Below are 22653 nucleotides of genomic sequence, written 5' to 3'. Positions count from 1 at the left end.
CACTGAATTGCACACAAAGAAAAAGCCCGAAGGAATTACCTTCGGGCTTTTTTATTCTACTTAACGAGAAACGATTAATCGTCGTTCATAATACCTAGAATGCTTAGTAGGCTGATGAAGATGTTGTAGATTGATACATACAAAGTTACTGTCGCAGAGATGTAGTTTGTTTCACCGCCACGAATAATGCTTTGTGTTGTCATCAGGATCGCCATAGTAGAGAAAATGATAAACAAGCTGCTCAACGCCAAGTGTAAGAGGGTTGATTGAATAAAGAAGCTTGCAATCATGCCCACAACCAGCACAACAAATAGTGATAGCATTAAGCCACCCATCATCGATAGGTCACGTTTCGTTGTTAGTGCGTATGCCGATGCTGCCATGAAAGATAGTGCCGTACCACCGAGTGCGGTTAATACGATATCGCCCATGCCTGCACCAATGTACATGTTTAGAATAGGGCCAACGGTGTAACCTAAGAAGCCAGTAAATAGGAACGTAAACACAAGGCCAAGACTGTTGTTACGGTTTTTCTCTGTTAAGAATAATAGGCCGTAGAAACCAACCAGCATTAGGATGATACCTGGATGTGGAAGGTTAAATGCCATTGCAACGCCAGCAACGACTGCCGACCATAAAAGTGTCATTGAAAGTAGAGCGTAAGTATTACGCAATACTTTGTTCGTTTGTAGAGCACTTTCTTGAGTTGAAGTGCGGGTAAACATTGGACTGTTCATAATCTTCCTCGATAAGAGACTTTCTTTTAAGTACATTTATGGGATTGAAAGTTCAAAAAATCAAGCCCTAACCATACGTAACTTAGATAAAATAATAATAGAAATAAGATGTTATGTATTTGGCAACTTGTAACACAATATTACTGCCTAGCATAGCTATGTTGATTCTTACACAGATTTTTGAATTTAGTAACAAAAAGCACTGGCTTCATAGAAACCAGTGCTTTTTTATGTCGATTCGGCTAAATCTTAGTGGTGTAAGATTTGCGCTAGGAAATTTTGGGTCCTATCCGATTGAGGATTTTCGAAGAAATCAACAGGGTTGTTTTCTTCGATGATCTCTCCTGCGTCCATGAATATCACGCGATCGGCAACCTCTTTAGCAAAGCCCATTTCATGTGTCACACATAGCATAGTCATGCCTTCCTCGGCGAGTTCGACCATTACATCCAGTACTTCGCGAACCATTTCCGGGTCGAGTGCAGATGTTGGCTCATCAAAAAGCATGACTTTAGGGTTCATACACAAAGAGCGAGCAATCGCCACACGTTGTTGCTGGCCACCAGACAGCTGACCGGGATACTTCTCCGCTTGGTCTGGAATTTTTACACGTTCCAGATATTTCATCGCAACTGCTTCTGCCTCATCTTTTGGCATCTTCTTCACCCAGATAGGCGCGAGCGTACAGTTTTCCAGTACGGTTAAATGAGGGAAGAGATTAAAGTGTTGAAAGCACATGCCCACTTCTCGGCGTACTGCTTCAATGTTCTTTAAGTCTTCAGTTAATTCCGTACCAGAGACGTAAATGCTGCCTGTTTGGTGCTCTTCAAGACGGTTAATACAGCGAATCATCGTTGATTTTCCCGACCCTGATGGACCACAGATAACGATTTTCTCGCCGCGCTTAACGTCGAGGTTAATATTTTTTAGTACGTGAAACTCACCATACCATTTATTCATGTCCTTCAATTGGATCATGTAGTCTTGTTGTTGCGTCATAATACGTCCTTGATCTTGATGAGTTATCGTTTGTGACCGGTATGAAGTTTGTTTTCAAGCCATATCGAATAGCGCGACATGCCAAAACAAAACACCCAAAACACTAACGCGACAAATACATAACTTTCTGTAGCAAAACCTAACCATTCAGGGTCGGTATTTGCTGCTTGTCCTATACCGAGTACGTCAAACATGCCAATGATGAGTACCAAACTGGTGTCTTTAAACAAACCGATGAAGGTGTTCACGATAGAAGGAATAGTAATCTTTAGCGCCTGTGGCAAGATAATCAGCCCAGTCTTTTTCCAGTAACTTAACCCAAGCGCATCAGCGGCTTCATATTGACCTTTCGGAATGGCTTGTAGACCACCGCGTACCACTTCTGCCATGTAAGCGGAGGCAAACATAACCACACCTATAAGGGCGCGAATCAGTTTATCTGTCTCTGAGCCTTCAGACATAAACAATGGAAGCATAACCGAAGCCATGAACAAAACCGTAATCAGAGGAACGCCACGCCAAACTTCAATGTAGACGGTACAAATGCTGCGAATGATCGGCATCTCTGAACGTCTACCAAGCGCAAGCACCACACCAATTGGCAATGAAACTACGATACCAACTAGCGCAATAATGAGCGTAACGAGTAGTCCACCCCACTTGTGTGTATCTACCACTTCTAGTCCAAAGACACCACCGTATAAAAGTCCAGCGATGATGAATGGGTAGATGTTTACGAAGAAAAGCCAAATCCACATCCGTTTCGGTGTCTTCTCATACGCGAGTAAAACAGTAAATATGGCTAATGTGATATAGAACAGGCGAGGGCGCCATAGTTCGGACTCTGGATAAAAACCATACATGAACTGCTCCCAGCGCACGCTGATAAATACCCAGCAAGCACCATCTCGGCTACAGTCGTCACGCGTTGAGCCAATCCAGTCTGCGTTAATAAACGCCCAATCCACGATATACCATATTGCAGTTACGACAATATACGCAAGAATGACAGTAACAATGGAATTGATAGGGCCATTAAATAGATTTTTCCGCATCCAACCAAAGAAGCCTACAGTATTGGCGGGTGGCGGGAGATCCGGTTGAAATTGATGAGTACTCATATTATCTCTCCACCAGCGCGACTTTACGGTTATACAAGTTCATTAATGCAGACGTAATCAGACTTAATGTCAAGTACACGCCCATCGTCATCGCAATGATCTCAATCGCTTGTCCCGTTTGGTTCAGGGTAGTACCAGCAAACACAGAGACAAGATCTGGGTAACCAATCGCCATCGCTAACGATGAGTTTTTGGTGAGGTTGAGATATTGACTGGTTAAAGGTGGAATAATAATTCGTAACGCTTGAGGAATGACAACAAGCTTTAAAGTTTTCGAGCGTGGTAAGCCTAGCGACATCGCTGCTTCGGTTTGACCATGGCTAACCGCATTAATACCAGAGCGCACAATCTCAGCAATGAAAGAAGCTGTATAAACACTCAATGCCAAAAGTAGCGCAGCCAATTCAGGAATAATGCTAATACCACCTCGGAAGTTAAACCCTTTTAGTTCAGGATAATTCAGTGAAATTGGCATACCAGCAAGGAAGTACACAACCAATGGAAGGCCAACAACTAAACCCAAAACTATTCTTCCCATTGGGGTTTGTTGCCCAGTGAGACGTTGCTTATTATTCGCCCATACATTAATTAATAAGCTTGCGATTACCCCGAAGATTAACGCGGCAATAACGTAGCTACTGCCAGGTTCCATAGTCGGTGCAGGGAAATATAAGCCACGAACGTTCAGGAAAATAGCTTCACCAAGACTTAAGCTTTGGCGTGGTGAGGGTAATGCTTGAAGAACAGCGAAATACCAGAAGAATATTTGCAGAAGAAGGGGGATATTTCGGAAAGTTTCGATATAAACTGCCGCTAAACGACTAACTAACCAGTTAGAAGAAAGGCGGGCAACCCCCATGGTAAAGCCAATCACAGTAGCCAGAATAATACCTAATACGGAGACTAACGCCGTATTAAGAAGGCCGATGATAAATGTTCTACCGTAAGAGTACGTTTCATCGTATTCAATTAATGTTAACCCAATACCAAACCCGGCTTCTTGATTCAGAAAACCGAAGCCCGTTGCAATACCACGAGCATCTAAGTTATTGAGAGCGTTGTTTACAATCGTGTAAAAGAAAAATACCAGTGCAGCAATGGCAATGATCTGGAAAATAGCAGAACGAAAGGCAGGATTATAAATCAGGCTCTTGCTTCCGCTTGGTTTGGACATCGTACTTGGCGATGTATCTTGTGTCGGTTTCATACAGCGATAACCTCAAACCTTAGTTATAGATATCGGCCTGTATAACGAAGTTTCGTCCTTGCTGGCTAAAGAATAACGCTCTCATGTCTGGTGACATACGAACCTTTAAAGCCGTTCCACCAAGCGAGCGCTTTTCGCCATCCAATGAGCGATCCTTACTCATACAGTGAGATATAATCAAGAAAAAGGGCGGCATGAACCGCCCTGATTAACTCTTTCTATCGGATTGGTGGCGCGTACATAAAGCCGCCTGAATTCCATAGCGCATTAACGCCACGAGAGATTTCTAACGGCGAACCAGTACCGACTGTACGTTCGAAGCTTTCACCATAGTTACCAACTTGTTTGATAACCTGGTAGCCCCAATCGTCGCGGATACCCAACCCTTTGCCTTTAGGGCCATCAACACCGAGGATACGCTTGATGTTTGGATCTGTTGACTTCAGCATTTCATCCGCATTCTTCGAACTAATACCGTATTCTTCAGCGTTAATCATCGCAGACAATGTCCACTTAGCGATGTTAAACCATTGATCATCGCCTTGACGAACGACTGGACCTAGTGGCTCTTTAGAGATGATTTCTGGAAGAACGGCCGCAGAGGACGGATCTTTCAAATTCAAACGTAGTGCATAAAGGCCAGATTGGTCAGTTGTTAATACGTCACAGCGTCCCGCATCAAAACCTTTCGAAGTTTGCGCCGCTGTGTCGAATACCACTGGTTTGTACGCCATGCCTTGGTTGCGGAAATAATCTGCAAGGTTTAGCTCGGTTGTTGTACCTGATTGAACACATACCGACGCACCATCAAGCTCTTTAGCACTTGATATACCAAGTTCCTTCTTCACCATAAAGCCTTGACCGTCGTAGTAGTTCACACCTACGAAGTTTAGGCCCAGTGCAGTGTCACGGTGGAGAGTCCAGGTCGTGTTACGGGAAAGCACATCAATCTCACCAGATTGAAGCGCAGTGAAACGTTCTTTTGCGGTTAGGGGTACATATTTAACTTTCGTTTTATCCCCAAGAACGGCTGCAGCCAGTGCTTGGCAATATTCTACGTCGATACCTTCCCATTCGCCTTTTGAGTTAGGGTTAGAGAAACCAGGTAGACCGGTACTTACGCCACAAGTAAGAAAACCTTGTTTTGTGACTTTGTCCAGAGTAGTGTCTGCTGCTTGAGCTGATGTTGCCATCATCGCAGTAGAAGCCGCTACGACGGAAGCAAGAACTGTGAGTTTATTTGCCATTTGTATCCTTCCTGTATGATCCATGTTTAATCAGGAGTGACCTGAAATAACGTGTCCAATTCGTTAGAGTTATCGTCCTACGTGATTGATTTTCGAAGAAACGGCATTCGATAGATCAACCAGTTATAAGCGTAGGAAAGGATCTGTTAATTCTCAAATATATAATTTAAATGAAGTTTTGAGAGAACTTACAAAGTGCCTTGAGATTTAGAATGACGAAATGTTAATTGTTTGTAAATAGTGCAATTCATGGACAATTTGGTGCATCAGAACAATCAATAGAAGAGTGAACAATACAAAAGAATAAAAAGTTGTTATTAAAACTGTCATTAGCTGAGCAAGGTGAAGTTCAGTAAAAATTCAAACAAAAATTATTTGTGATACCGAAACAGGGTGATGAGCTTGCCCCATTTTTGGTAGCATGGTCTACAACAGCTAATTAGAGTAATCATGGATTGAAATGCGATATTTTCCTCTGTTCTTAGATTTAATTAATAAACCCGTTCTCGTCGTGGGTGGCGGTGAGGTGGCAAGCCGAAAGGTGGAAGCGTTGCTAAAGGCTGGGGCGGATGTGACTATCGTTTCTCCGACGTTGGTTGATTTTCTGTCTAAGCTTGCTTCTGAGCATCAACTGCGCTGGGTACAACGTTTCTATTCGAGTGACATTGTCACTAAAAACTTTGTTCAAGTGTGGGCGACGACAGACAATCCTGAGCTAAATCACCAAGTGTACAAAGATGCCAAAGAGCTAGGCATCTTGGTTAACGTTGTGGATGATAAGCCTTATTGTGATTTCATCACGCCGTCAATGATTAATCGTGGCCGCATCCAAATCGCTATCTCTAGTGGTGGAGCTTCGCCAGTTTTAATTCGAAACATCCGTGAAAAGCTTGAATCGATACTGCCACAAAACATGGGGTTGATGGCGGATTTTGCTAACTCAAAGCGAAACTCAATTAAAGAGGCACTGCCTAGCGTCGATTTACGCCGCAAGTTTTGGGAGCAATTTTTCTCGAATCCCGAGGTGGAAAACGCGCGAGATAATCGTGAGTTAGAAGCAATTTACCAAGCGACCATGGCAACACCTTTAGATGAAAAGGGAAGTTGTACTTGGATACATGTTGGGAAAGATGTTGAGATGTTGCCAATAAAAGCCGTACGCTATATGCAACAAGCGGAGCTGGCTCTGTACTCAACTCGATGTGAAGCGAATGTGTTAGAACTAATACGCAGAGATGCAGAAAGAGAAGCTTTCTCGAGCGCTGCTGAGCTTTCGGATATGCTGGCCAAGGCTAAAGCTGAAAAGCTTCGAATTTGCGTGTTCATACCGCAAGGAACGAGCGAATTCGTATTGCTGCAAGGGCAGGACTTGGTTATCTAGCAATGCCAAATGCTAAAAGTGGATACGTAGTTCGTTACACAAAAGCCAATAAAAAACGCCAGCGGATTATGCGCTGGCGTTTTTACTTACTTCTCAGATTGATTAATCACGGAAGTTGTTAAACTGGAATGGGATACCCATCTCTGCTTCACGAATCGCTGCCATTGTCGCTTGCAGGTCGTCGCGTTTCTTACCAGTAACACGTACTTTGTCGCCTTGAATAGAAGCTTGTACTTTTAACTTTGCGTCTTTGATAAGTTTCACTACTTTTTTCGCCGTTGGAGTATCAATACCTTGACGGAAAAGCAGAGTTTGGTGCCAGTTTTTACCAGTAACGTCTGGGTCTTGTGCATCCATTGCGTTCGCGTCAATGTTACGCTTCGCTAAGTGGCCGCGTAAAATGTCGCGCATTTGCTTAAGTTGGAAGTCACCTTCCGCAGACATTTTTACGTTTTCTTCTACTAGCTCAAAGCTCGCATTTACGTTGCGGAAATCGAAACGAGTAGACAATTCACGGTTAGCGTTATCAACGGCGTTACGTAGTTCAACCGTATCGATTTCAGAAACAATATCAAACGATGGCATGAAGATTCCTTGATTATTTTGTTATAGGGACTTTCGGGACTTAACAGCGCTTGCCAGCATATCTAGCATTGTAGCAGTGTCTTCCCAACCTAGGCATGGATCTGTAATAGACTGACCATACGTTAGGTTATTGATGTCAGTCATTGGCTGATTGCCTTCAAGAATAAAGCTTTCAGCCATGATACCCGCAATACGAGTGCTGCCTGACTTAATTTGGTTACAAATGTCTTGAGCTACGTCGATTTGTTTTCTGTGTTGCTTCTGACAGTTTGCATGGCTGAAATCCACAACCAAACGTTGTGGCAATCCAAACTCAGCTAAAGCATCACATGCTTGTTTGACTGATGCTTCATCAAAGTTAGGGCCTTTTTCTCCACCGCGCAGAATAATATGACCGTAAGGGTTGCCACTTGTGCGGTAAACCGTCATTCGACCGTTCTTATCTGGCGAGTAGAAGTAATGCGATGCTTTCGATGCGCGAATTGCATCAATTGCAATTTTTACGTTGCCATTTGTGCCATTTTTGAAACCAACTGGGCAAGATAGTGCCGACGCCATTTCACGGTGAATTTGTGATTCCGTTGTGCGAGCACCAATCGCGCCCCAAGTGATCAAATCCGCGATGTATTGGCCAGTGATCATATCAAGAAACTCAGTAGCAGTCGCAAGACCAAGCTTGTTGATATCCAGTAGTAGTTTACGAGCTTTATGAAGACCAGCTTCAAGTGCGTAAGAACCATCTAGGTTAGGGTCCGTAATCAAACCTTTCCAACCAACTACTGTACGAGGCTTTTCAAAGTAAGTACGCATCACGATAAACAGTTCGTCTTTGTACTTGTCTTGGATTTCACTCAGGCGAGTGGCGTAATCAATGGCAGCTTCAGTGTCGTGAACAGAACACGGACCTACAATCGCAAGAAGGCGATCGTCTTCACCCGATAAAATGTTTTCAATCTGACGACGAGATTGAGCGATACGGTCTGCAACGTCATCCGTAATAGGATGTACACTACCTAGCTCTGCTGGGGTAGGCATTGGACCCAAAGGTTGGGTTCTCAATTCATCTGTTTTTATAGGCATGTTATAGCTTTATTCTCTATTGCGAAGGGGTAAAGATAACGGAATTACAGGCAGGAATAAACCGTTTCACGGGAATCTTCGCCAGGAAATACCGAATTGTATACAAAGGTGTAGGTATTCATTTAAATGACTTATGTATAAATGACAAAACTTGATCATTAAATCAATATATATACATTTGAATTTATAACCATTTTATCTATCTCGCTGTAAGGTAATCTAAGTAACTGCGATAAACTTCATACCTCACGGGTGACGCTGTCACTTCCTGAAGGTTAAATAACTCGTGAGATCGAGCTTTTGTTAACATTTCTTTGACATCTATTTCTTTCGTTGATTAACTGGTCTGACTAGATTGGTAAGGAGACCAAAATGTTATCAGCTCTACGTCGTGCGAATTTGTATCTAAATCTGTTTGGCTTTTCAAAAGTGCCGCTGATTTGGCTTTGCCACCCTAAAATCATTGCGATAGATAGCAAGCATGTTGAGGTTCGTATCCCATTGCGCAGAAGGACGAAGAACCACCTGAATAGCATGTATTTCGGTGCTTTAGCCGTTGGCGCTGATGTTGCTGGTGGTTTTCTTGCTATGAGTAAAGCGCAAGAAAAGGGAGAAGCGATCTCGCTGGCATTTAAAGGTGTGAAAGCCGAGTTTTTAAAGCGCCCGGAAGCCGATGTGCACTTTGTTTGTAACGATGGTCATGTCATTGATGAGATGCTCGAGCACACCTTGGCAACGGGTGAACGAGTAAATCGTGACGTAAAAATTGTCGCGCTGTGTCCTAACTTACATGGTGACGAGCCAATGGCTGAATTCTCGCTTACTCTTTCGATAAAAAAAGCAGCCAAACAAAGAAAAGAGGCTGCCTAGTGGTTTGTGGCTCGTTTGTTTAAAGGTGGTGGCTTAATTGAGTTCAATCTTCTCGATAGAGACGATTTTGGAGCGATTTAAGACCACTTTCCAGCGGTAATAAACAGGCTCATCGGTGTGGTTGTCCTCTTTGACAATCACATTGAGCAAATGACGTTTCTCTACTGACTCTTTGGTTACTTGACCTTCATTTAAACGGTAAACTCGGTTTGAGCTTTTATCCATCAAGCGGATGATAGGGCGCAAACTGATGTTCAATGTTTCTCTCGTTTGTTCGTAACCACTCAAGAAAAGAGAGGTCGCCATTTCGGTTTTCTCGTGATAATGAAGAATCTGCTCTTCACGTTGCACGACGCGCTTTTTCCGTATTCTTTGAATCTTATCCGGCAAGCTACTTAAGGTGCGATAATCGAGCCACTCCAATTTTTTGCCAACCACTTTTTTCGTCGTTGGATCAACATACTTCTTACGCCATTTTGGCTTGCCTTTACGGATCCATCGCCACATGGCATCGCGTAAATCATCTTTAAAGATTTCTCGTAAAGCGTAAATAAAAGACATCGCGATAATGAATGAGGCAGAAATTTCCCCCAGATAATCGCGAGCGAGAATCACGGTCGAGGTCACGACAACCATCACCAAACCGGTTGCAATACCTTTGATAGCGCGCTTAATGTTGTTACCCATCGATATGGTTTCTTCACGAAGCACGATAGGGTGTTCAATCAATCGCCTTAGCAAGCGCATTTTGTTAGATAGGCGAGTAACGTCTTCAACGACTCTTGATGAGTTGTATTTGTTGAGTTTACGATGGGCTTGTTCTTTCTCACATAGCGTGATCAGGCGCTTCTTGATCGTGCCATAGTCGCCTTCACGTGGGAGATGAGCCACCAGTGACAGGAACTTTTGCTCGGTATACCAAGACAGATAGTTATCGATGTTAACGTAGTAGCGTTTTAAGTTCTCTTCATAAGGAATAGAACGCCGCAAGCGCTTTAAGATCTCAAGCGTGAGCTCGATAACTTCGTCCACTTCATCTTCCGTTACGGAGTTGTTCTCATGCTTGTTTAAACTTGCTACCGCTTTGTCTAGCGCGATAACGTATTGGTAAGCGAACAAACTCAAACTTACTCGGTATTGCTGATTCGACAGGCGTCCACGTTTGGCAAGTCGACTGTGTACTAGCGGAAGAAGGATTTCAGTACTGTAATAAGATCGTTGCTGTGTGATTGAGGTGTAATAAAATTCGGATTCACTGATGATATCGGCGTTTAAACCAAGCTCACCAGGTATAAAAAAGTAAATATCTAGGTCGACACTTTTGCTCTTTGCGAGTGCATGACTGATTTTTAATGTTATTGAGTCTTGTTTATCGACGGTGACCAAAGAAAGCTCCTGACTTTGCTAAAGCATTCTTAACTTATGCGTTCCGTTGAGCAGGTAAGTATAAGAGTGCTAAAAGAGTGACTGGGGCATATAGCTGAACGACAACAGCATAACAGAGCACTATGCTTTTCTCTCTGATTTTCTTGTTAGTTTAGGTATAATTCCACGTAAATTTAAAAAGAGACAAAATCAATGATTAAAATTGGTCAAATTAACAGCTTAGAAGTCATTAAAAAGGCTGATTTTGGCGTATTTCTGGATGGCGATGATTACGGTTCTGTTCTACTACCTAGTAAGTATGTACCAGAGGGTACTGAAATTGGTGAGCATGTAGACGTATTTCTGTACTTCGATTCAGAAAGCCAACTTGCTGCGACCATTGAAAGACCAATTGCCCAAGTGGGTGAATGGGGTTTAATGAAGATTGAGGGTGTGAATGCGACAGGTGCTTTTGTAAATTGGGGCATCAAAGAAAAGGACTTACTGATTCCTTTTAGTGAGCAACGCACTCGCTTCTCTGCCGGACAAACCATTTTAGTGTATGTTTATACCGACAAAGCGTCAGGTCGCATTGTTGGTACGACTAAGTTCAATAAATGGTTAGATAAAACTCCAGCGAATTATGAAGTTAACGAGCAAGTTGATTTGATCATCGCAGAGCGTAGTCAACTTGGTTATAAAGCTATCGTTAATGGTAAGCATTGGGGCATGATTTTCCCATCGGATGTTTTTGGTAAGCTTTACATCGGTAAAAAGCTGAAAGGCTTTATTAAGCACATTCGTGAAGATGGCAAAATCGACCTTGCTCTACAAAAAGTCGGTGTGGCGAAAATGGACGATCTTTCTAGTAAGATCCTTGACTTGCTAGAGAAGAAAGGCGGATTTTTGCCTTTGAATGACAAGTCTTCTCCTGAAGCGATTTTTGATGCTTTCCGCACAAGTAAAGGGACTTATAAAAAGACCATCGGTGGCTTATACAAGCAGGGTAAAATTGTCATTGAGAAAGACGGTATTCGTCTAGCGTAGTCCAAACTCACGTATAGTGGAACTACAGCCAAAAAAACGGCCCAAACTTTTCCTTTTTTTGGGCCTAGGGGAAACGGCTCCGCAGAGCCTGCGCTAAACTTGTCCAACAATAATTTTGTTGGTGAACATAGAGAGAAATGCCACATCAAAGCATTACTTTGATACAACTAGTTTAGTACAGCGTGTCCGGATCGCTAGCGAGCCCACTTGCTTTCATACTTACGAATTAAAAAGCCATCGCAAATACGATGGCTTTTCATTTATTTATGGTTCGTTACGTCTTTTAAAATAAGTTCTTATCTCGTACTAATTCGCGAGGGAGACCATTCTTTATTCGGTTGCTTACCCACTTGCCAAGGCCAATAACTGCGCCTTGATAGGTGACAAGCACTTCGCCTTTACCTGTTTTCATTCCCTCAGGAATGGTTTGTGGGCGAACATCACGCCCCATGTACCATTCGCGCGCTTCTTCAATACTGAGTTCAATGGCGTTGCTTTCAGAACCTGTCGCCAGGGCAGTCGCGACTTGGTGTTGCCAACGGTAGCCATTTTTATGGGCTTCCGCGATCTTTATACCCATACGGGAGAAGCGTAATTCGCCGATCATCGCTTCTAAAGCATTAGGGAATAACCAGACATCTTTATCGCGAAGCCATACAGAACTGTCATTTGGAAGTTTAATACCTAACGCGCTTTGGAGTTGTTGAGCAATTTCTGTCGATTCTTTTTTTGAAGTTTTAGCAAAGGGGAATTTCCCCATGCGCTTTTTGACTTCTGGCGCCTCAACAGCAGCCAGTTTGCGAATTCTTGCAACAAAGAACCCTTCACAGTCGTAGACCTGTGGGAAAATATGCAAAAAGCCTTCTTCAGTTAGAGCTGCCTCTGCGTTTTCAAACAAGTTCTCAAGGCTTTCAAACTCTACAGCATCCCCAAAGGTTTCTTTCAAGTGTTGACAAACTTGTTGGTTTTCTTCTGTACTGAGCGTACATGTTGAGTAAACCATCACACCACCGGGCTTTAATGCATGGAAGGCGCTTTCAATAAGATCTTTCTGTGTGTCAGCGATGTCGAGTACGGAAGCTTGCGTCCAGTTTTTCATCGCATCTTCGTCTTTGCGAACGGTGCCTTCTCCAGAGCAAGGCGCGTCGAGCAAAACCGCATCAAATTGTTCTGGTAGCCAACCGCCAAAAACGCGTCCATCGAAGTTACTTAGTGCGGCGTTACGTACCCCACAACGTTCCACATTAGCGTGCAGTACTTTTACACGACTTGCGGCGTATTCATTGGCCACAAGTACACCTTCGTTGTTCATTAAAGCTGCAATTTGAGTGGTTTTTGAGCCTGGAGCGGCTGCGGTATCTAACACGGCATCGTAAGATTCATCATTCATAAACAGAGCAGATACCGGCATCATCGAACTGGCTTCTTGAATGTAGAATAAGCCAGACATGTGTTCTGCTGTGTTGCCTAATGGTACAACTGACTCATCCGCTTCAATCCAAAACCCCGTGTCACACCAAGGCACAGGAGAAAGCTTCCAGCCTTTTGCTTCTGCTCGTTCTAGAAACGCTTCAACACTGATCTTCAACGTATTAACTCGAATACTTTTGCGCAGTGGCTTTTGGCACGACGCGATAAAGTCTTCCATGTTGAGGTGAGCAGGAAGGATAGTTTGGATTTTTTCCAGAAACGCGTCTGGGATGTAAACATTAGGATGCAATGTGGGATCTCGTTTGCAGAATTTGTGGCAAATAATATACGAAAGCGAAGCAGAAACGAATAGTGACAAGGGCCGAGCGATAAAAAAGAGCAGCGATTGCTGCTCTTTTAAAGTGATCAAACTTCAATTTTACGTGAATTGAGCTTTATTCTACGGCTTCGGAATTGCTGTACGCCATTGAGTCCAACCTTCTTCAGCTTGTGGATACAAAAAGAAAGATTGCCCACTCTTTGCCGCTGGTGGAATAGTCGATTGCTCTGGCGTTGAAAACGCAATTCCTCCGCGAACTAAACTATCAAAGGTTCCCGCTTTGATGTTAGCGCCGGTAAGCCCGATGGAAACATCTACTCCTGAAACATTCCAGAACACACTGTTTTGACGAACGAGGTAAGCATATTCAGGCTGTATTTTGATAGTCGTGAGGATGCGATCAGCAAATTCTCCTAGGCTTACGTCGGTCACTTGGCCAACTTCCATCTGGCGGTAAAGAATAGGGGTACCGACTTGTACTGAGCCTCTCTGTTCACTTTGTAACGTAAACATGATTCCATGCACGCGTTCTGAACTATTTTCTAATTGAAAATCAAATTTAGCTTTACCTTTACCTGGTTCAACACTGATGGATTTCGACACCAACGCCCCGAGGTTTTTAACGCCACCTAAACCAATTTCTGGTTCAGTTAGCCAAAAATGTGAGCCTTCAACCGCAATGTTTTCTACGTATTCAGGTAGGATCCTTGCAGTGACTTCAACCATGTTACGACGAAAATTCGGTACAACCAGAGTGATTTCACCAACTTTAACACCTTGATATTCAATCGGCATTCCTTTAGCAATCTCTTGCGAACCGTCGGTTTCTAAAGCAATGACGCGCCCAAACTTGCGAGCGGTTTTTTGATCAGAATACAGCTTCCAGTTTTCTCCGATTTTGTTTTCAACGCCTGGCACGGAGTCAAAAGCGATGCCACCTTCTATTAACGATTTCAAAGGGTGTGCTTTCACACTGACGCCAGCTAATGATGCATCTATCTCAATCCCTGAACGATTCCAAAAAACGGTTTGTGGCGTTACAAGATAAGCGAAGCGGTTTTCGATAGTAGCCTTAATTAGTACTCCGCCATCAACTAGTTGGAAATCGGAGACGTTACCAACTGGAAGATTACGATAGAGTAGAGGGCTGCCTTTGGAAATCGGCGGCAATTCAGAAGCAAATAGTGTTAGCGCCCTAGAGCCACTTTGATTGTACTGCGCCAATTCAGCCAATGATTCATTTTGGAACAGTTGATACTCTTTTTGAATATCCTGCTTGCCTTCGCTCACAAAACTAATTGACCCGGTTAACAACTGCTTTGCTGGAGGAACGGTAACGCTGAGCCCCGATTCAGTTAACTCTGCTGACGCACTGCCGGTTACATAAAAACGATTGTTTGATTTGATCAGATGCTTGTATTCATGGTCAATCAATACATCCATAAATACTTCGTGTTGTGATTTTTTATCTTCCTTGACTAGGCCCACTTTGATGATTGAACCAACAACGATGCCTTTATAAAGTACATTGGCACCGCTATCTAGGCCAAACGAATTGTCGGATACCAACCGAATCGCGATGGACTTTTCTTGCTGTTGGTTAAACACGTTTTTACGAATGGCAGTAAAGCGGCGAGAGCGTTCACCCGCGCCCGGCACGATCGTTAAGAAGTTTCCTCGTACTAAATTAGCAATGTTTTCAACACCAGAAAGGGACACTTTTGCTTCTTCTAAGACAAATCGAGTACCTGTCGTCAGCATGTCACTAAAAGCGGGTTGAATTGCCGCTGACGCCAATATCACTTCTCGGCCTTCGGAAAGGCTCAAGTCCGTAACTTGGCCAATTTCGATTCCGCGATACATAATTGGAGCGCCTTCTCCGCTGATCTTGCTGTCATCAGGTAGGACGATTTTAACCGCGATGCCTCGACCAGCAGTTTTCAAATCTTTATACAAACGGAACTCGGTGTTCTCTTCTACAGGCTCACCATCATCCGGAGAGTCGACGGCGATGGCGCCACCTAGTAAGGCACTCATGCTTTCTAGTCTTACATCGACACCTTCAAAACCGATGCTGGCACCAATTCCACTGACGTTCCAGAATCGACTGCGGTTGTTAATGATATGTCGGTATTGATCCTGAATGTTGGCCTGAATAGTGATAGATTTTGCATCTTCATCTAGCTGGTAACTGTACACTTCACCGATTGGGATTTTCTTATAAACAATTTGAGAGCCAACCGATACACCACCTAAATCACGGCTTTTGAGCTTAATATTCAAACCTTGAGAAACGCGTAAATCTGTTGGAGCAGAGTCTAACGCATGGAATGTTGTCTCAAACTCTTGACCATCTCCGGGTTGAATCGAGATGTAGTTACCTGAGACGAGCGCATCCAGTCCGGAAACTCCCGTTAGGCTAGCTGTTGGTTTTACTAACCAAAAGCGTGTTTTATCGTTCAGTAACTTTGCAGCTTCAGGATAGATATCAGCATCGACATAAATACTGCCGAGATCTTCGGTGAGGTTAATGTCTCTTACCATGCCGACTTCTAATCCTTGGTAACGGATAGTGGTTCGGCCGGCGACAAGACCAGCGGCATCAGAAAAATAGATTTGCACTCGTTGTCCTGCATCGTGTATCGACTTCACAACAAGCCAGCCAGCTAAGACCATGGTCAAAATTGGCAACAGCCAAAGAGGAGATATGCCTTTACTCCGCTTTACATCTGGTACGTATGACGTTTGAGAACTGTTCTGATCACTCATTCATTGACTCTTTTTCTGATTGTTTTGGGTTTGTTTGGTCCCAGATTAGCCTTGGATCAATACTTTCTGCTGCAAGCATGGTCAACACTACGACAACACCAAATGCTACCGCGCCATATCCTGGTGTGAAATCCAGTATCTGACCACGATCGACTAACGTCATCATGATAGAAATAACAAACAAATCCATCACAGACCATTTACCGATCCATTTAACAACAAAGTAAACCATCATTCGTTGTCTCTTAAACACCGAACGTTTGAATTGGATGCAAAGCATGATGTAGGCGAGCCCAAGTATTTTAATCACCGGGACAACGATACTCGCAACAAAAATGATCGCAGCGATTCCATACATGCCGCTTTTTACCAAACCAGCCACGCCTGAAAAAATAGTGTCCTCCAAACGCTTACCATTGGTAAGCAAGATGGAAATAGGGATCAGGTTAGCAGGGAAGATGGCGACCGTTGCTGCGATGAGGTAAGCCCATGTTTTCTGAATGGAGTTTGGCTTGCGATGATATAACTCGTGATGACAACGCTGGCAATGGTCACCTTCAGGCTGGGACAAGTGGCATTCATGGCAATGCACATCTTTATGCTCAAAAGCATATAAACTTTCTGGTTTCCAAGCTTCCCAATAACGACGCACGCTGATTCTTGAAACTAACAAAACGGTAAATATCTGCAAAAGAACCAGACCAATTAACCCTGGGCCGACGAAAATGTCGGAATAATCTTGGAGTTTAAAACAGGAAATGGCGATGCTAACTAAGAACACATCCAACATAACCCAATGCTTCAAATGTTGAATTAGCCACAGTGAGATACGAAGCCCACGGAACCATCGTTGATGTAAAGAAATATGCGCCGTTACCACTGAAACACAAACCGTCAGTGGCGCTAGAGAGCTACAAAATAGAATGAGCAATGAAAGAAGAACAAATCCTTCTTCCATCAATGTGATCATCCCTGAAGGCAGGGTTGCCGGAATCATCACACCAAAGAGTCGGATGCTAATAAAGTTAAAAAAGTGCGATGGAATAAATAGTAGGATACAGGTTATCGCGACGGCTAGATTACCAGAGAGGCTAGGGCTACCTCCGCGATATAATTGTGTACCACAACGAGGGCAGTGTGCATTTTTGCCATGGGGTAAGTCGACGATGTCGACAGGCAATTCACAACCTTGGCACAGACGTACGTTATTGGGTTGCATGGCGTGCTTAGACAGAGAGGTCATAACGACCTCTCTAGCTTGAACGATTTAAGCGTGGGACTGTATGCCCCCATATAAGGTTTGATATAAGCCTTCTTGCTCAACTAACTCACCATGAGTACCTGTTTGCGTCACTTTCCCATCTTCAAGCACGTAGATCAAATCGGCTTGTTTAACAGCGGATAGTCGGTGCGCAACGATTAATGTTGTTCTACCACGTAAGAACTCGGTCAGTGCTTTGTGTAAAGCCGCTTCAGTAGCGGTATCTAGCGCAGACGTGGCTTCGTCTAAAATAACAAATTGAGGATTACTCAGCACCATTCTAGCAATGGCAAGCCGTTGTCGTTGACCTCCTGACAAACGAATGCCATTACGACCAACTTGAGTATCCAAGCCGTGGTTCAGTTGAGAAATAACATCTTGCAGCTGAGCCACTTCAAGCGCACGCCAAAGTGACATTTCGTCAAAATCCCCACCAAGCGTTAGATTATGCCTCAAGGTGTCGTTAAATAGTATAGGTTGCTGTAATACCACGGCAATTTTGTCGCGAATTACTTCAAAACCAATATCTTCTGTTAATTCATCATTAAAGCGAATGCTACCGGAGTTTTGACGGTAAACCCCAATAAGTAATTGTATCAAGGTTGACTTACCACCGCCGCTTGCGCCAACTAACGCCACTTTCTTTCCTGCCGGCATATGTAAAGAAAGATTATCTAGGACTTTGTTTTCATTATTGTAAGAGAAATTAATGTTTTCTACTTTAACATCAACTTCTCTACCTTCTTTGAAAGGATTTACCTTAGGAACCGGTCTCTGCTCTTCTTCTAACTCTAATAAGTCGTTGATGCGTTTTAATGCGGCTTTAGCGCTGTACCAAGAAAACTGAATCCCAAGCAACTCTTGAACAGGAGACAGCATGAACCATAGGTAACCAAAAACGGCAAATATTTGGCCAATAGTAAGGTCACTGAACATGACCATTAACATTGCGACAGCTCTGAATAATTCAAAGCCGATCAAAAAGAGAAGAAAAGAAACGCGACCAGCCGCTTCAGATTGCCAAGCATACTTGTCTGCATCAACGCGAACTTGGTTCGCACTGTCTTTGAGTTGTTGGAGGAATTCTCGCTCTTTATTGGCTGCGCGTAGTTGGTAGATTCCATCTAATGTTTCAACCAAACGGTTTTGGAAAATTTCAAAAGAATGATTTTCCTTCCGTTTCAGATGTTTAACCATACTGCCTAGTTTACGTGAGAAGTAAATGACAATAGGGTTAACTAACAGGATAAACAGACCAAGTCGCCAATCGAGCCAAAGTAGAACGATAGCAGTACCAATAACAGTCAGAAAACTGATAACGAATTTTGCTAACGTAGAACCAATAAATTTATCAATGGTCTCAATGTCAGTGATAAGGTGTGCGTTGATTCCTCCGCTACCTTTGGTTTCGTATTGTCGGATGCTGATACGGCCGAGTTTGTCGATCATTTTACTGCGCATCTCAAACGTGATGGTTTTTGAAACAAGCGTAAATTGTCGGCTTTGAAGGATATTTAATCCTTGGCTCGCAGCTCGCATAAGAACAACCAAGAACAGGGTGAAGAAAATATAGCCTGTCGGAGTGTGCCACGCTTCAGGGAGAATGGCATTCATGGCATCTAAGCCTTTTGCAGGTTGGTCCAATAAGACCTCATCAACCATCAAAGGCATGAGGAGGGGAATTGGAACACTAATCAAGGTTGCAAGCACCGCTATCAAGTTCGCTATGATCAGCTTGGACTTGTGCTTTTTTACTTGTGTTATCAACCAAGAACGGCTAATAGTGTCATTTTTCAGAAGCATTGTAATTGAGAATAAGTCCTATTATAAAGTAGGGCTGCATTTTAGCGCCATACATTGAGAATGGAAGCTTTTATAGTAAGTAGGAAGTTAATATGAACTTAGAACAATACCAAAGACTAACCAAACAAGCTGTTGCTCTAATTGAGTCTGAACCAGACTTTATTGCGAACCTAGCAAACTTGAGCTCATTGCTTTTCATGGAACTTGACGATCTTAACTGGGCAGGCTTTTACCTAACAAAAGGTGAAGAGCTTGTTCTTGGTCCGTTCCAAGGAAAACCAGCTTGTGTTCGTATCCCAATGGGTCGAGGCGTCTGCGGTACTGCTGCACAAACTAATACTATACAAAGAGTATACGACGTTCACGAATTTGAGGGGCATATTGCGTGCGATGCAGCGAGCAATTCAGAAATTGTGATTCCATTTTCTATTAATGGAAAGGTGGTTGGTGTACTTGATATTGATAGTCCAAGTATTGGCCGATTTAATGAAACAGACGAAGAAGGTCTCACTCATTTCATGGTTGAAGTAGAAAAGCTGCTTAATTCACACGCGAACGACGCATAAATTAGCCTTCGAGTGTGGTTTTTCCTTGGCATGTCACTATAATACGAGAATATTTTTTCTTAATGCTCGCGGAAATCCGCTCAAATCAGGACCCCTCATGACTGAAAAGTTAAAAAACAGCAAAGAAGTTATTGCATATATTGCTGAATGTTTCCCTAAGTGCTTTACTTTAGAAGGTGAAGCAAAACCTCTGAAAATTGGTATTTTTCAAGATCTTGCGGAACGTCTAAATGAAGACGAAAAAGTAAGCAAAACACAGCTTCGTGCAGCGTTAAGACAGTACACTTCATCATGGCGTTACCTACACGGTGTAAAACCAGGTGCAGTACGTGTAGACCTAGATGGCAACCCTTGTGGTGAGCTAGAAGAAGAGCACGTTGAACACGCGAAAGCGACACTTGCAGAAAGCAAGGCGAAAGTTCAGGCTCGTCGTAAAGAACAAGCACAAAAAGCTCGTGAAGAGGGTAAGGCGAAAGCGAAACCTGCGGCTAAAAAGCCTCAACAGCCTCGTCGTACTAATAAACCAAAAGTACAAAAACCAACTAAGCCTGTAGAAACGCGCGCTCTAAATGCTGATGAAATCACAGTAGGTAACGCAGTTAACGTGAACATGGGCAAAGGAAACATGGCAGCGACCATTGTTGAAATCAATAAGGATGATGTACGTGTTCAACTTGCTAACGGCCTACAAATGGTTGTGAAAGCGGAGCACTTGCGCGCATAAAGGAGATACTCCTACGCATGAATTGCCGTTCAAAAGTGACCCTGATTGCTGCTAGCTTATGGCTAGCAGCATCAGCTCAGGCTCTTGAAGCCAAACTACATAAAGATGACCTGCCGGTTCTTTCTCCTGAAGTTCAGCATGAAACAGCTAGCAAACGAGTCACCTCGCGATTTACCCGCTCTCATTATAAGCACTTCAGCCTCAATGATGATTTCTCTAAAGCGATCTTTGAACGCTATGTAGAGTTGCTTGATTACAATAGAAATATTTTCACTCAAGCAGACATCGATTCATTTAAAAATTGGTCAGTAGAGCTTGATGATCAGCTTAAATCGGGCAACAACCAAATTGCTTTTGATGTTTACAACCTCTCAATGCAGAAGCGTTTCGATCGTTTTGCTTATGCGTTAACTTTACTCGATGAAGAGATCAAGTTTGATACCGATGACGAGATAGAGTTAGACCGCTCTGAGGCCGCATGGCCAAAAGACGAAGCAGAGCTTAACGAGTTGTGGCGCAAGCGTGTGAAATATGACGCGTTAAATCTGAAACTGACTGGCAAAGAGTGGCCAGAGATTAAAGAAGTTTTAGAGAAGCGTTATAACAACGCGATGAAGCGCATCACACAGACCAACAATGAAGATGCATTTCAGTTGTATATGAATGCCTTCGCGCGACAGGTTGACCCTCATACAAGCTACCTTTCTCCACGTAATGCCGAGCAATTCCAATCGGAAATGAACCTTTCTCTAGAAGGCATCGGCGCCGTTTTGCAAATGACAGACGATTACACAGTAATTCGTTCACTTGTTGTTGGCGGTCCGGCATCAAAGAGTAAGCAACTTGGTGAAGGGGACCGAATCACTGGTGTTGGACAAGACGGTGAAGAAATTGTCGACGTGATCGGTTGGCGTCTGGATGATGTTGTTCAGTTAATCAAAGGCCCTAAAGGCACAAAGGTTAAGCTACAGATCTTGCCAGAAGGTAACGATGCGAAGAGTTACATTGTCACAATTGTTCGTGACAAAGTTCGCTTAGAAGATCGTGCGGTTAAGTCAGAAATCATCGAAAAAGACGGTAAGAAGATTGGTATTTTAGAAGTACCAAGTTTCTACGTCGGCTTATCGAAAGACACCGATAAATTACTAGCTGAGTTGAAAACCAAAAACGTTGACGGCGTAATCGTTGATCTACGCAACAATGGCGGTGGTGCGCTAACAGAAGCAACGGCATTGACAGGTCTATTCATTAAAGAAGGCCCTGTAGTTCAAGTCCGTGACAGCTATGGCCGCATCAAGGTGAATGCCGATACCGATGGAAAAGTGAGTTATGATGGCCCATTGACGGTGTTGATTAACCGCTACAGTGCTTCAGCATCTGAAATTTTTGCAGCGGCAATGCAAGATTATAATCGTGCAATCATCTTAGGTGAAAACTCTTTCGGTAAAGGTACAGTTCAGCAACATCGTTCACTGAATCATATTTACGATCTTTTCGATAAAGAGCTAGGTTATGTTCAGTACACGATTCAGAAGTTTTATCGTATTGACGGTGGAAGTACGCAAAATCGTGGTGTTGCACCAGATATTTCGTACCCAACGCCAATAGAGGCTTCTGAAACAGGTGAAAGTGTTGAAGACAATGCTTTACCTTGGGATCAGATTGATAAAGCACAATATCAAACGTTTCCAAGTAACGACGCCTTAGTTGAAAAACTTACTGCTCTTCATAACAAGCGTATTTCTGATGAAATGGAGTTCCGCTTTATCAATGAAGACATCGAGAAATATCGTAAAGAAAAAGACGATAATACTTTGTCTTTGAACGAAAAAGTTCGTAAAGCTGAATCGGATAAAGCGGAAGCCCTTCGATTACAACGCATAAATGAACGTCAAGTTGCTTTGGGTAAAAAAGCATTCAAAACATTGGATGACATACCAAAAGACTACGAGGCTCCTGATGTTTATTTAGATGAGTCTGTCGCGATTATGGTCGATCTACTTAAGCAGGAAAATCAGTCATAATAACTGGCAATTTAGAATAAAAAGAGTGAGTCTTTCAGATTCACTCTTTTTTTATGCCTTTTTGTCTTCCGCTGTCTCGATATCGAGCAAGATATTCGCTTATTTTCCCCCAATAAT

The 22653-nt window shown here is 43.2% G+C and carries 19 protein-coding genes; 6 read left to right on the top strand and 13 right to left on the bottom strand.

Annotation, left to right across the window (positions count from 1 at the left end; translation table 11 throughout):
* Positions 1-74: 74 nt before the first annotated feature.
* The 6 genes from R7127_RS14275 to R7127_RS14250 all read right to left on the bottom strand — a co-directional run bounded on the left by R7127_RS14275 (position 75) and on the right by R7127_RS14250 (position 5311).
* Positions 75-737 (bottom strand): Bax inhibitor-1/YccA family protein, encoded by a 663-nt coding sequence (locus R7127_RS14275; protein ID WP_025766607.1) that lies wholly within the window; start codon positions 735-737, stop codon positions 75-77.
* A gap of 249 nt (positions 738-986) precedes the next feature.
* The gene (locus R7127_RS14270; protein WP_017634609.1) at positions 987-1736 is read right to left on the bottom strand and encodes an amino acid ABC transporter ATP-binding protein; all 750 of its coding nucleotides are present in this window, start codon (positions 1734-1736) and stop codon (positions 987-989) included.
* Between the two features lie 23 nt (positions 1737-1759).
* Entirely contained in the window at positions 1760-2857 is a 1098-nt protein-coding gene (locus R7127_RS14265; RefSeq protein WP_262585235.1) for an amino acid ABC transporter permease, read from the bottom strand.
* 1 nt (position 2858) lies between these two features.
* On the bottom strand, positions 2859-4064 hold the full coding sequence (locus R7127_RS14260) for an amino acid ABC transporter permease (protein WP_033905332.1): 1206 nt from the start codon (positions 4062-4064) through the stop codon (positions 2859-2861).
* Positions 4065-4083: 19 nt separating this feature from the next.
* Complete coding sequence (locus R7127_RS14255) at positions 4084-4209, bottom strand: hypothetical protein (RefSeq protein ID WP_258516054.1); 126 nt, start codon at positions 4207-4209, stop codon at positions 4084-4086.
* A 73-nt stretch (positions 4210-4282) separates the two neighbouring features.
* Entirely contained in the window at positions 4283-5311 is a 1029-nt protein-coding gene (locus R7127_RS14250) for an amino acid ABC transporter substrate-binding protein (RefSeq protein WP_033905331.1), read from the bottom strand.
* Between the two features lie 460 nt (positions 5312-5771).
* Between R7127_RS14250 and R7127_RS14245 the strand changes: the two genes are divergently transcribed.
* The gene (locus R7127_RS14245; protein WP_033905330.1) at positions 5772-6692 is read left to right on the top strand and encodes a bifunctional precorrin-2 dehydrogenase/sirohydrochlorin ferrochelatase; all 921 of its coding nucleotides are present in this window, start codon (positions 5772-5774) and stop codon (positions 6690-6692) included.
* A 102-nt stretch (positions 6693-6794) separates the two neighbouring features.
* Here R7127_RS14245 and R7127_RS14240 read toward each other — a convergent pair whose 3' ends face one another.
* Both R7127_RS14240 and R7127_RS14235 read right to left on the bottom strand, forming a co-directional pair.
* Positions 6795-7277, bottom strand: a complete 483-nt coding sequence (locus R7127_RS14240) for a YajQ family cyclic di-GMP-binding protein (RefSeq protein ID WP_005377415.1) — start codon at positions 7275-7277, stop codon at positions 6795-6797.
* Between the two features lie 21 nt (positions 7278-7298).
* Positions 7299-8357: a 3-deoxy-7-phosphoheptulonate synthase gene (locus R7127_RS14235; protein ID WP_005390197.1), complete on the bottom strand. Its 1059-nt coding sequence runs from the start codon at positions 8355-8357 to the stop codon at positions 7299-7301.
* 372 nt (positions 8358-8729) lie between these two features.
* Here R7127_RS14235 and R7127_RS14230 point away from each other — a divergent pair, with 372 nt between their 5' ends.
* On the top strand, positions 8730-9227 hold the full coding sequence (locus R7127_RS14230) for a DUF4442 domain-containing protein (RefSeq protein ID WP_033905329.1): 498 nt from the start codon (positions 8730-8732) through the stop codon (positions 9225-9227).
* 33 nt (positions 9228-9260) lie between these two features.
* Here the strand turns inward: R7127_RS14230 and R7127_RS14225 are convergent, their stop codons facing one another.
* Entirely contained in the window at positions 9261-10613 is a 1353-nt protein-coding gene (locus R7127_RS14225) for a hypothetical protein (RefSeq protein WP_005377421.1), read from the bottom strand.
* Between the two features lie 192 nt (positions 10614-10805).
* Between R7127_RS14225 and R7127_RS14220 the strand changes: the two genes are divergently transcribed.
* Positions 10806-11639, top strand: coding sequence for a S1 RNA-binding domain-containing protein (locus R7127_RS14220; RefSeq protein ID WP_017633794.1), 834 nt, complete (start codon positions 10806-10808; stop codon positions 11637-11639).
* A gap of 283 nt (positions 11640-11922) precedes the next feature.
* Here R7127_RS14220 and rsmF read toward each other — a convergent pair whose 3' ends face one another.
* The 4 genes from rsmF to R7127_RS14200 all read right to left on the bottom strand — a co-directional run bounded on the left by rsmF (position 11923) and on the right by R7127_RS14200 (position 19222).
* Positions 11923-13359: a 16S rRNA (cytosine(1407)-C(5))-methyltransferase RsmF gene (gene rsmF / locus R7127_RS14215; protein WP_017821869.1), complete on the bottom strand. Its 1437-nt coding sequence runs from the start codon at positions 13357-13359 to the stop codon at positions 11923-11925.
* Between the two features lie 150 nt (positions 13360-13509).
* Positions 13510-16158: an MlaD family protein gene (locus R7127_RS14210; RefSeq protein ID WP_017821870.1), complete on the bottom strand. Its 2649-nt coding sequence runs from the start codon at positions 16156-16158 to the stop codon at positions 13510-13512.
* Positions 16151-17401 (bottom strand): paraquat-inducible protein A, encoded by a 1251-nt coding sequence (locus R7127_RS14205; RefSeq protein WP_017821871.1) that lies wholly within the window; start codon positions 17399-17401, stop codon positions 16151-16153. Before R7127_RS14205 ends, R7127_RS14210 begins: the two co-directional genes overlap by 8 nt.
* A gap of 24 nt (positions 17402-17425) precedes the next feature.
* A complete protein-coding gene (locus R7127_RS14200; protein WP_021033889.1) occupies positions 17426-19222 on the bottom strand; it encodes an ABC transporter ATP-binding protein in 1797 nt (598 codons plus the stop codon).
* Between the two features lie 92 nt (positions 19223-19314).
* On the opposite strand from R7127_RS14200, the gene R7127_RS14195 reads away from it, so the two are divergent.
* The 3 genes from R7127_RS14195 to prc all read left to right on the top strand — a co-directional run bounded on the left by R7127_RS14195 (position 19315) and on the right by prc (position 22536).
* Positions 19315-19788 carry a GAF domain-containing protein gene (locus R7127_RS14195; protein ID WP_005377433.1) on the top strand — a complete coding sequence of 158 codons (474 nt, stop codon included), beginning with the start codon at positions 19315-19317 and terminating at the stop codon, positions 19786-19788.
* 97 nt (positions 19789-19885) lie between these two features.
* A complete protein-coding gene (gene proQ, locus R7127_RS14190; protein ID WP_005377435.1) occupies positions 19886-20512 on the top strand; it encodes an RNA chaperone ProQ in 627 nt (208 codons plus the stop codon).
* A 17-nt stretch (positions 20513-20529) separates the two neighbouring features.
* Complete coding sequence (gene prc, locus R7127_RS14185) at positions 20530-22536, top strand: carboxy terminal-processing peptidase (protein WP_042522998.1); 2007 nt, start codon at positions 20530-20532, stop codon at positions 22534-22536.
* Positions 22537-22653: the final 117 nt, after the last annotated feature.

This window comes from Vibrio sp. 1159, assembly GCF_033340395.1.
Taxonomy (GTDB): domain Bacteria; phylum Pseudomonadota; class Gammaproteobacteria; order Enterobacterales; family Vibrionaceae; genus Vibrio; species Vibrio alginolyticus.
Note: the sequence above shows the minus strand (reverse complement) of the source record. Positions and strands in the feature narration are given on the sequence as shown.

Coding starts and splice junctions, on each gene's coding strand:
- R7127_RS14220 (WP_017633794.1), top strand. CDS start 10,806: ATGATTAAAATTGGTCAAATTAACAGCTTAGAAGTCATTAAAAAGGCT.
- R7127_RS14195 (WP_005377433.1), top strand. CDS start 19,315: ATGAACTTAGAACAATACCAAAGACTAACCAAACAAGCTGTTGCTCTA.
- R7127_RS14205 (WP_017821871.1), bottom strand. CDS start 17,401: ATGACCTCTCTGTCTAAGCACGCCATGCAACCCAATAACGTACGTCTG.
- R7127_RS14270 (WP_017634609.1), bottom strand. CDS start 1,736: ATGACGCAACAACAAGACTACATGATCCAATTGAAGGACATGAATAAA.
- R7127_RS14240 (WP_005377415.1), bottom strand. CDS start 7,277: ATGCCATCGTTTGATATTGTTTCTGAAATCGATACGGTTGAACTACGT.
- proQ (WP_005377435.1), top strand. CDS start 19,886: ATGACTGAAAAGTTAAAAAACAGCAAAGAAGTTATTGCATATATTGCT.
- R7127_RS14235 (WP_005390197.1), bottom strand. CDS start 8,357: ATGCCTATAAAAACAGATGAATTGAGAACCCAACCTTTGGGTCCAATG.
- R7127_RS14265 (WP_262585235.1), bottom strand. CDS start 2,857: ATGAGTACTCATCAATTTCAACCGGATCTCCCGCCACCCGCCAATACT.
- R7127_RS14245 (WP_033905330.1), top strand. CDS start 5,772: ATGCGATATTTTCCTCTGTTCTTAGATTTAATTAATAAACCCGTTCTC.
- R7127_RS14250 (WP_033905331.1), bottom strand. CDS start 5,311: ATGGCAAATAAACTCACAGTTCTTGCTTCCGTCGTAGCGGCTTCTACT.
- prc (WP_042522998.1), top strand. CDS start 20,530: ATGAATTGCCGTTCAAAAGTGACCCTGATTGCTGCTAGCTTATGGCTA.
- R7127_RS14230 (WP_033905329.1), top strand. CDS start 8,730: ATGTTATCAGCTCTACGTCGTGCGAATTTGTATCTAAATCTGTTTGGC.
- R7127_RS14275 (WP_025766607.1), bottom strand. CDS start 737: ATGAACAGTCCAATGTTTACCCGCACTTCAACTCAAGAAAGTGCTCTA.
- R7127_RS14260 (WP_033905332.1), bottom strand. CDS start 4,064: ATGAAACCGACACAAGATACATCGCCAAGTACGATGTCCAAACCAAGC.
- R7127_RS14200 (WP_021033889.1), bottom strand. CDS start 19,222: ATGCTTCTGAAAAATGACACTATTAGCCGTTCTTGGTTGATAACACAA.
- R7127_RS14210 (WP_017821870.1), bottom strand. CDS start 16,158: ATGAGTGATCAGAACAGTTCTCAAACGTCATACGTACCAGATGTAAAG.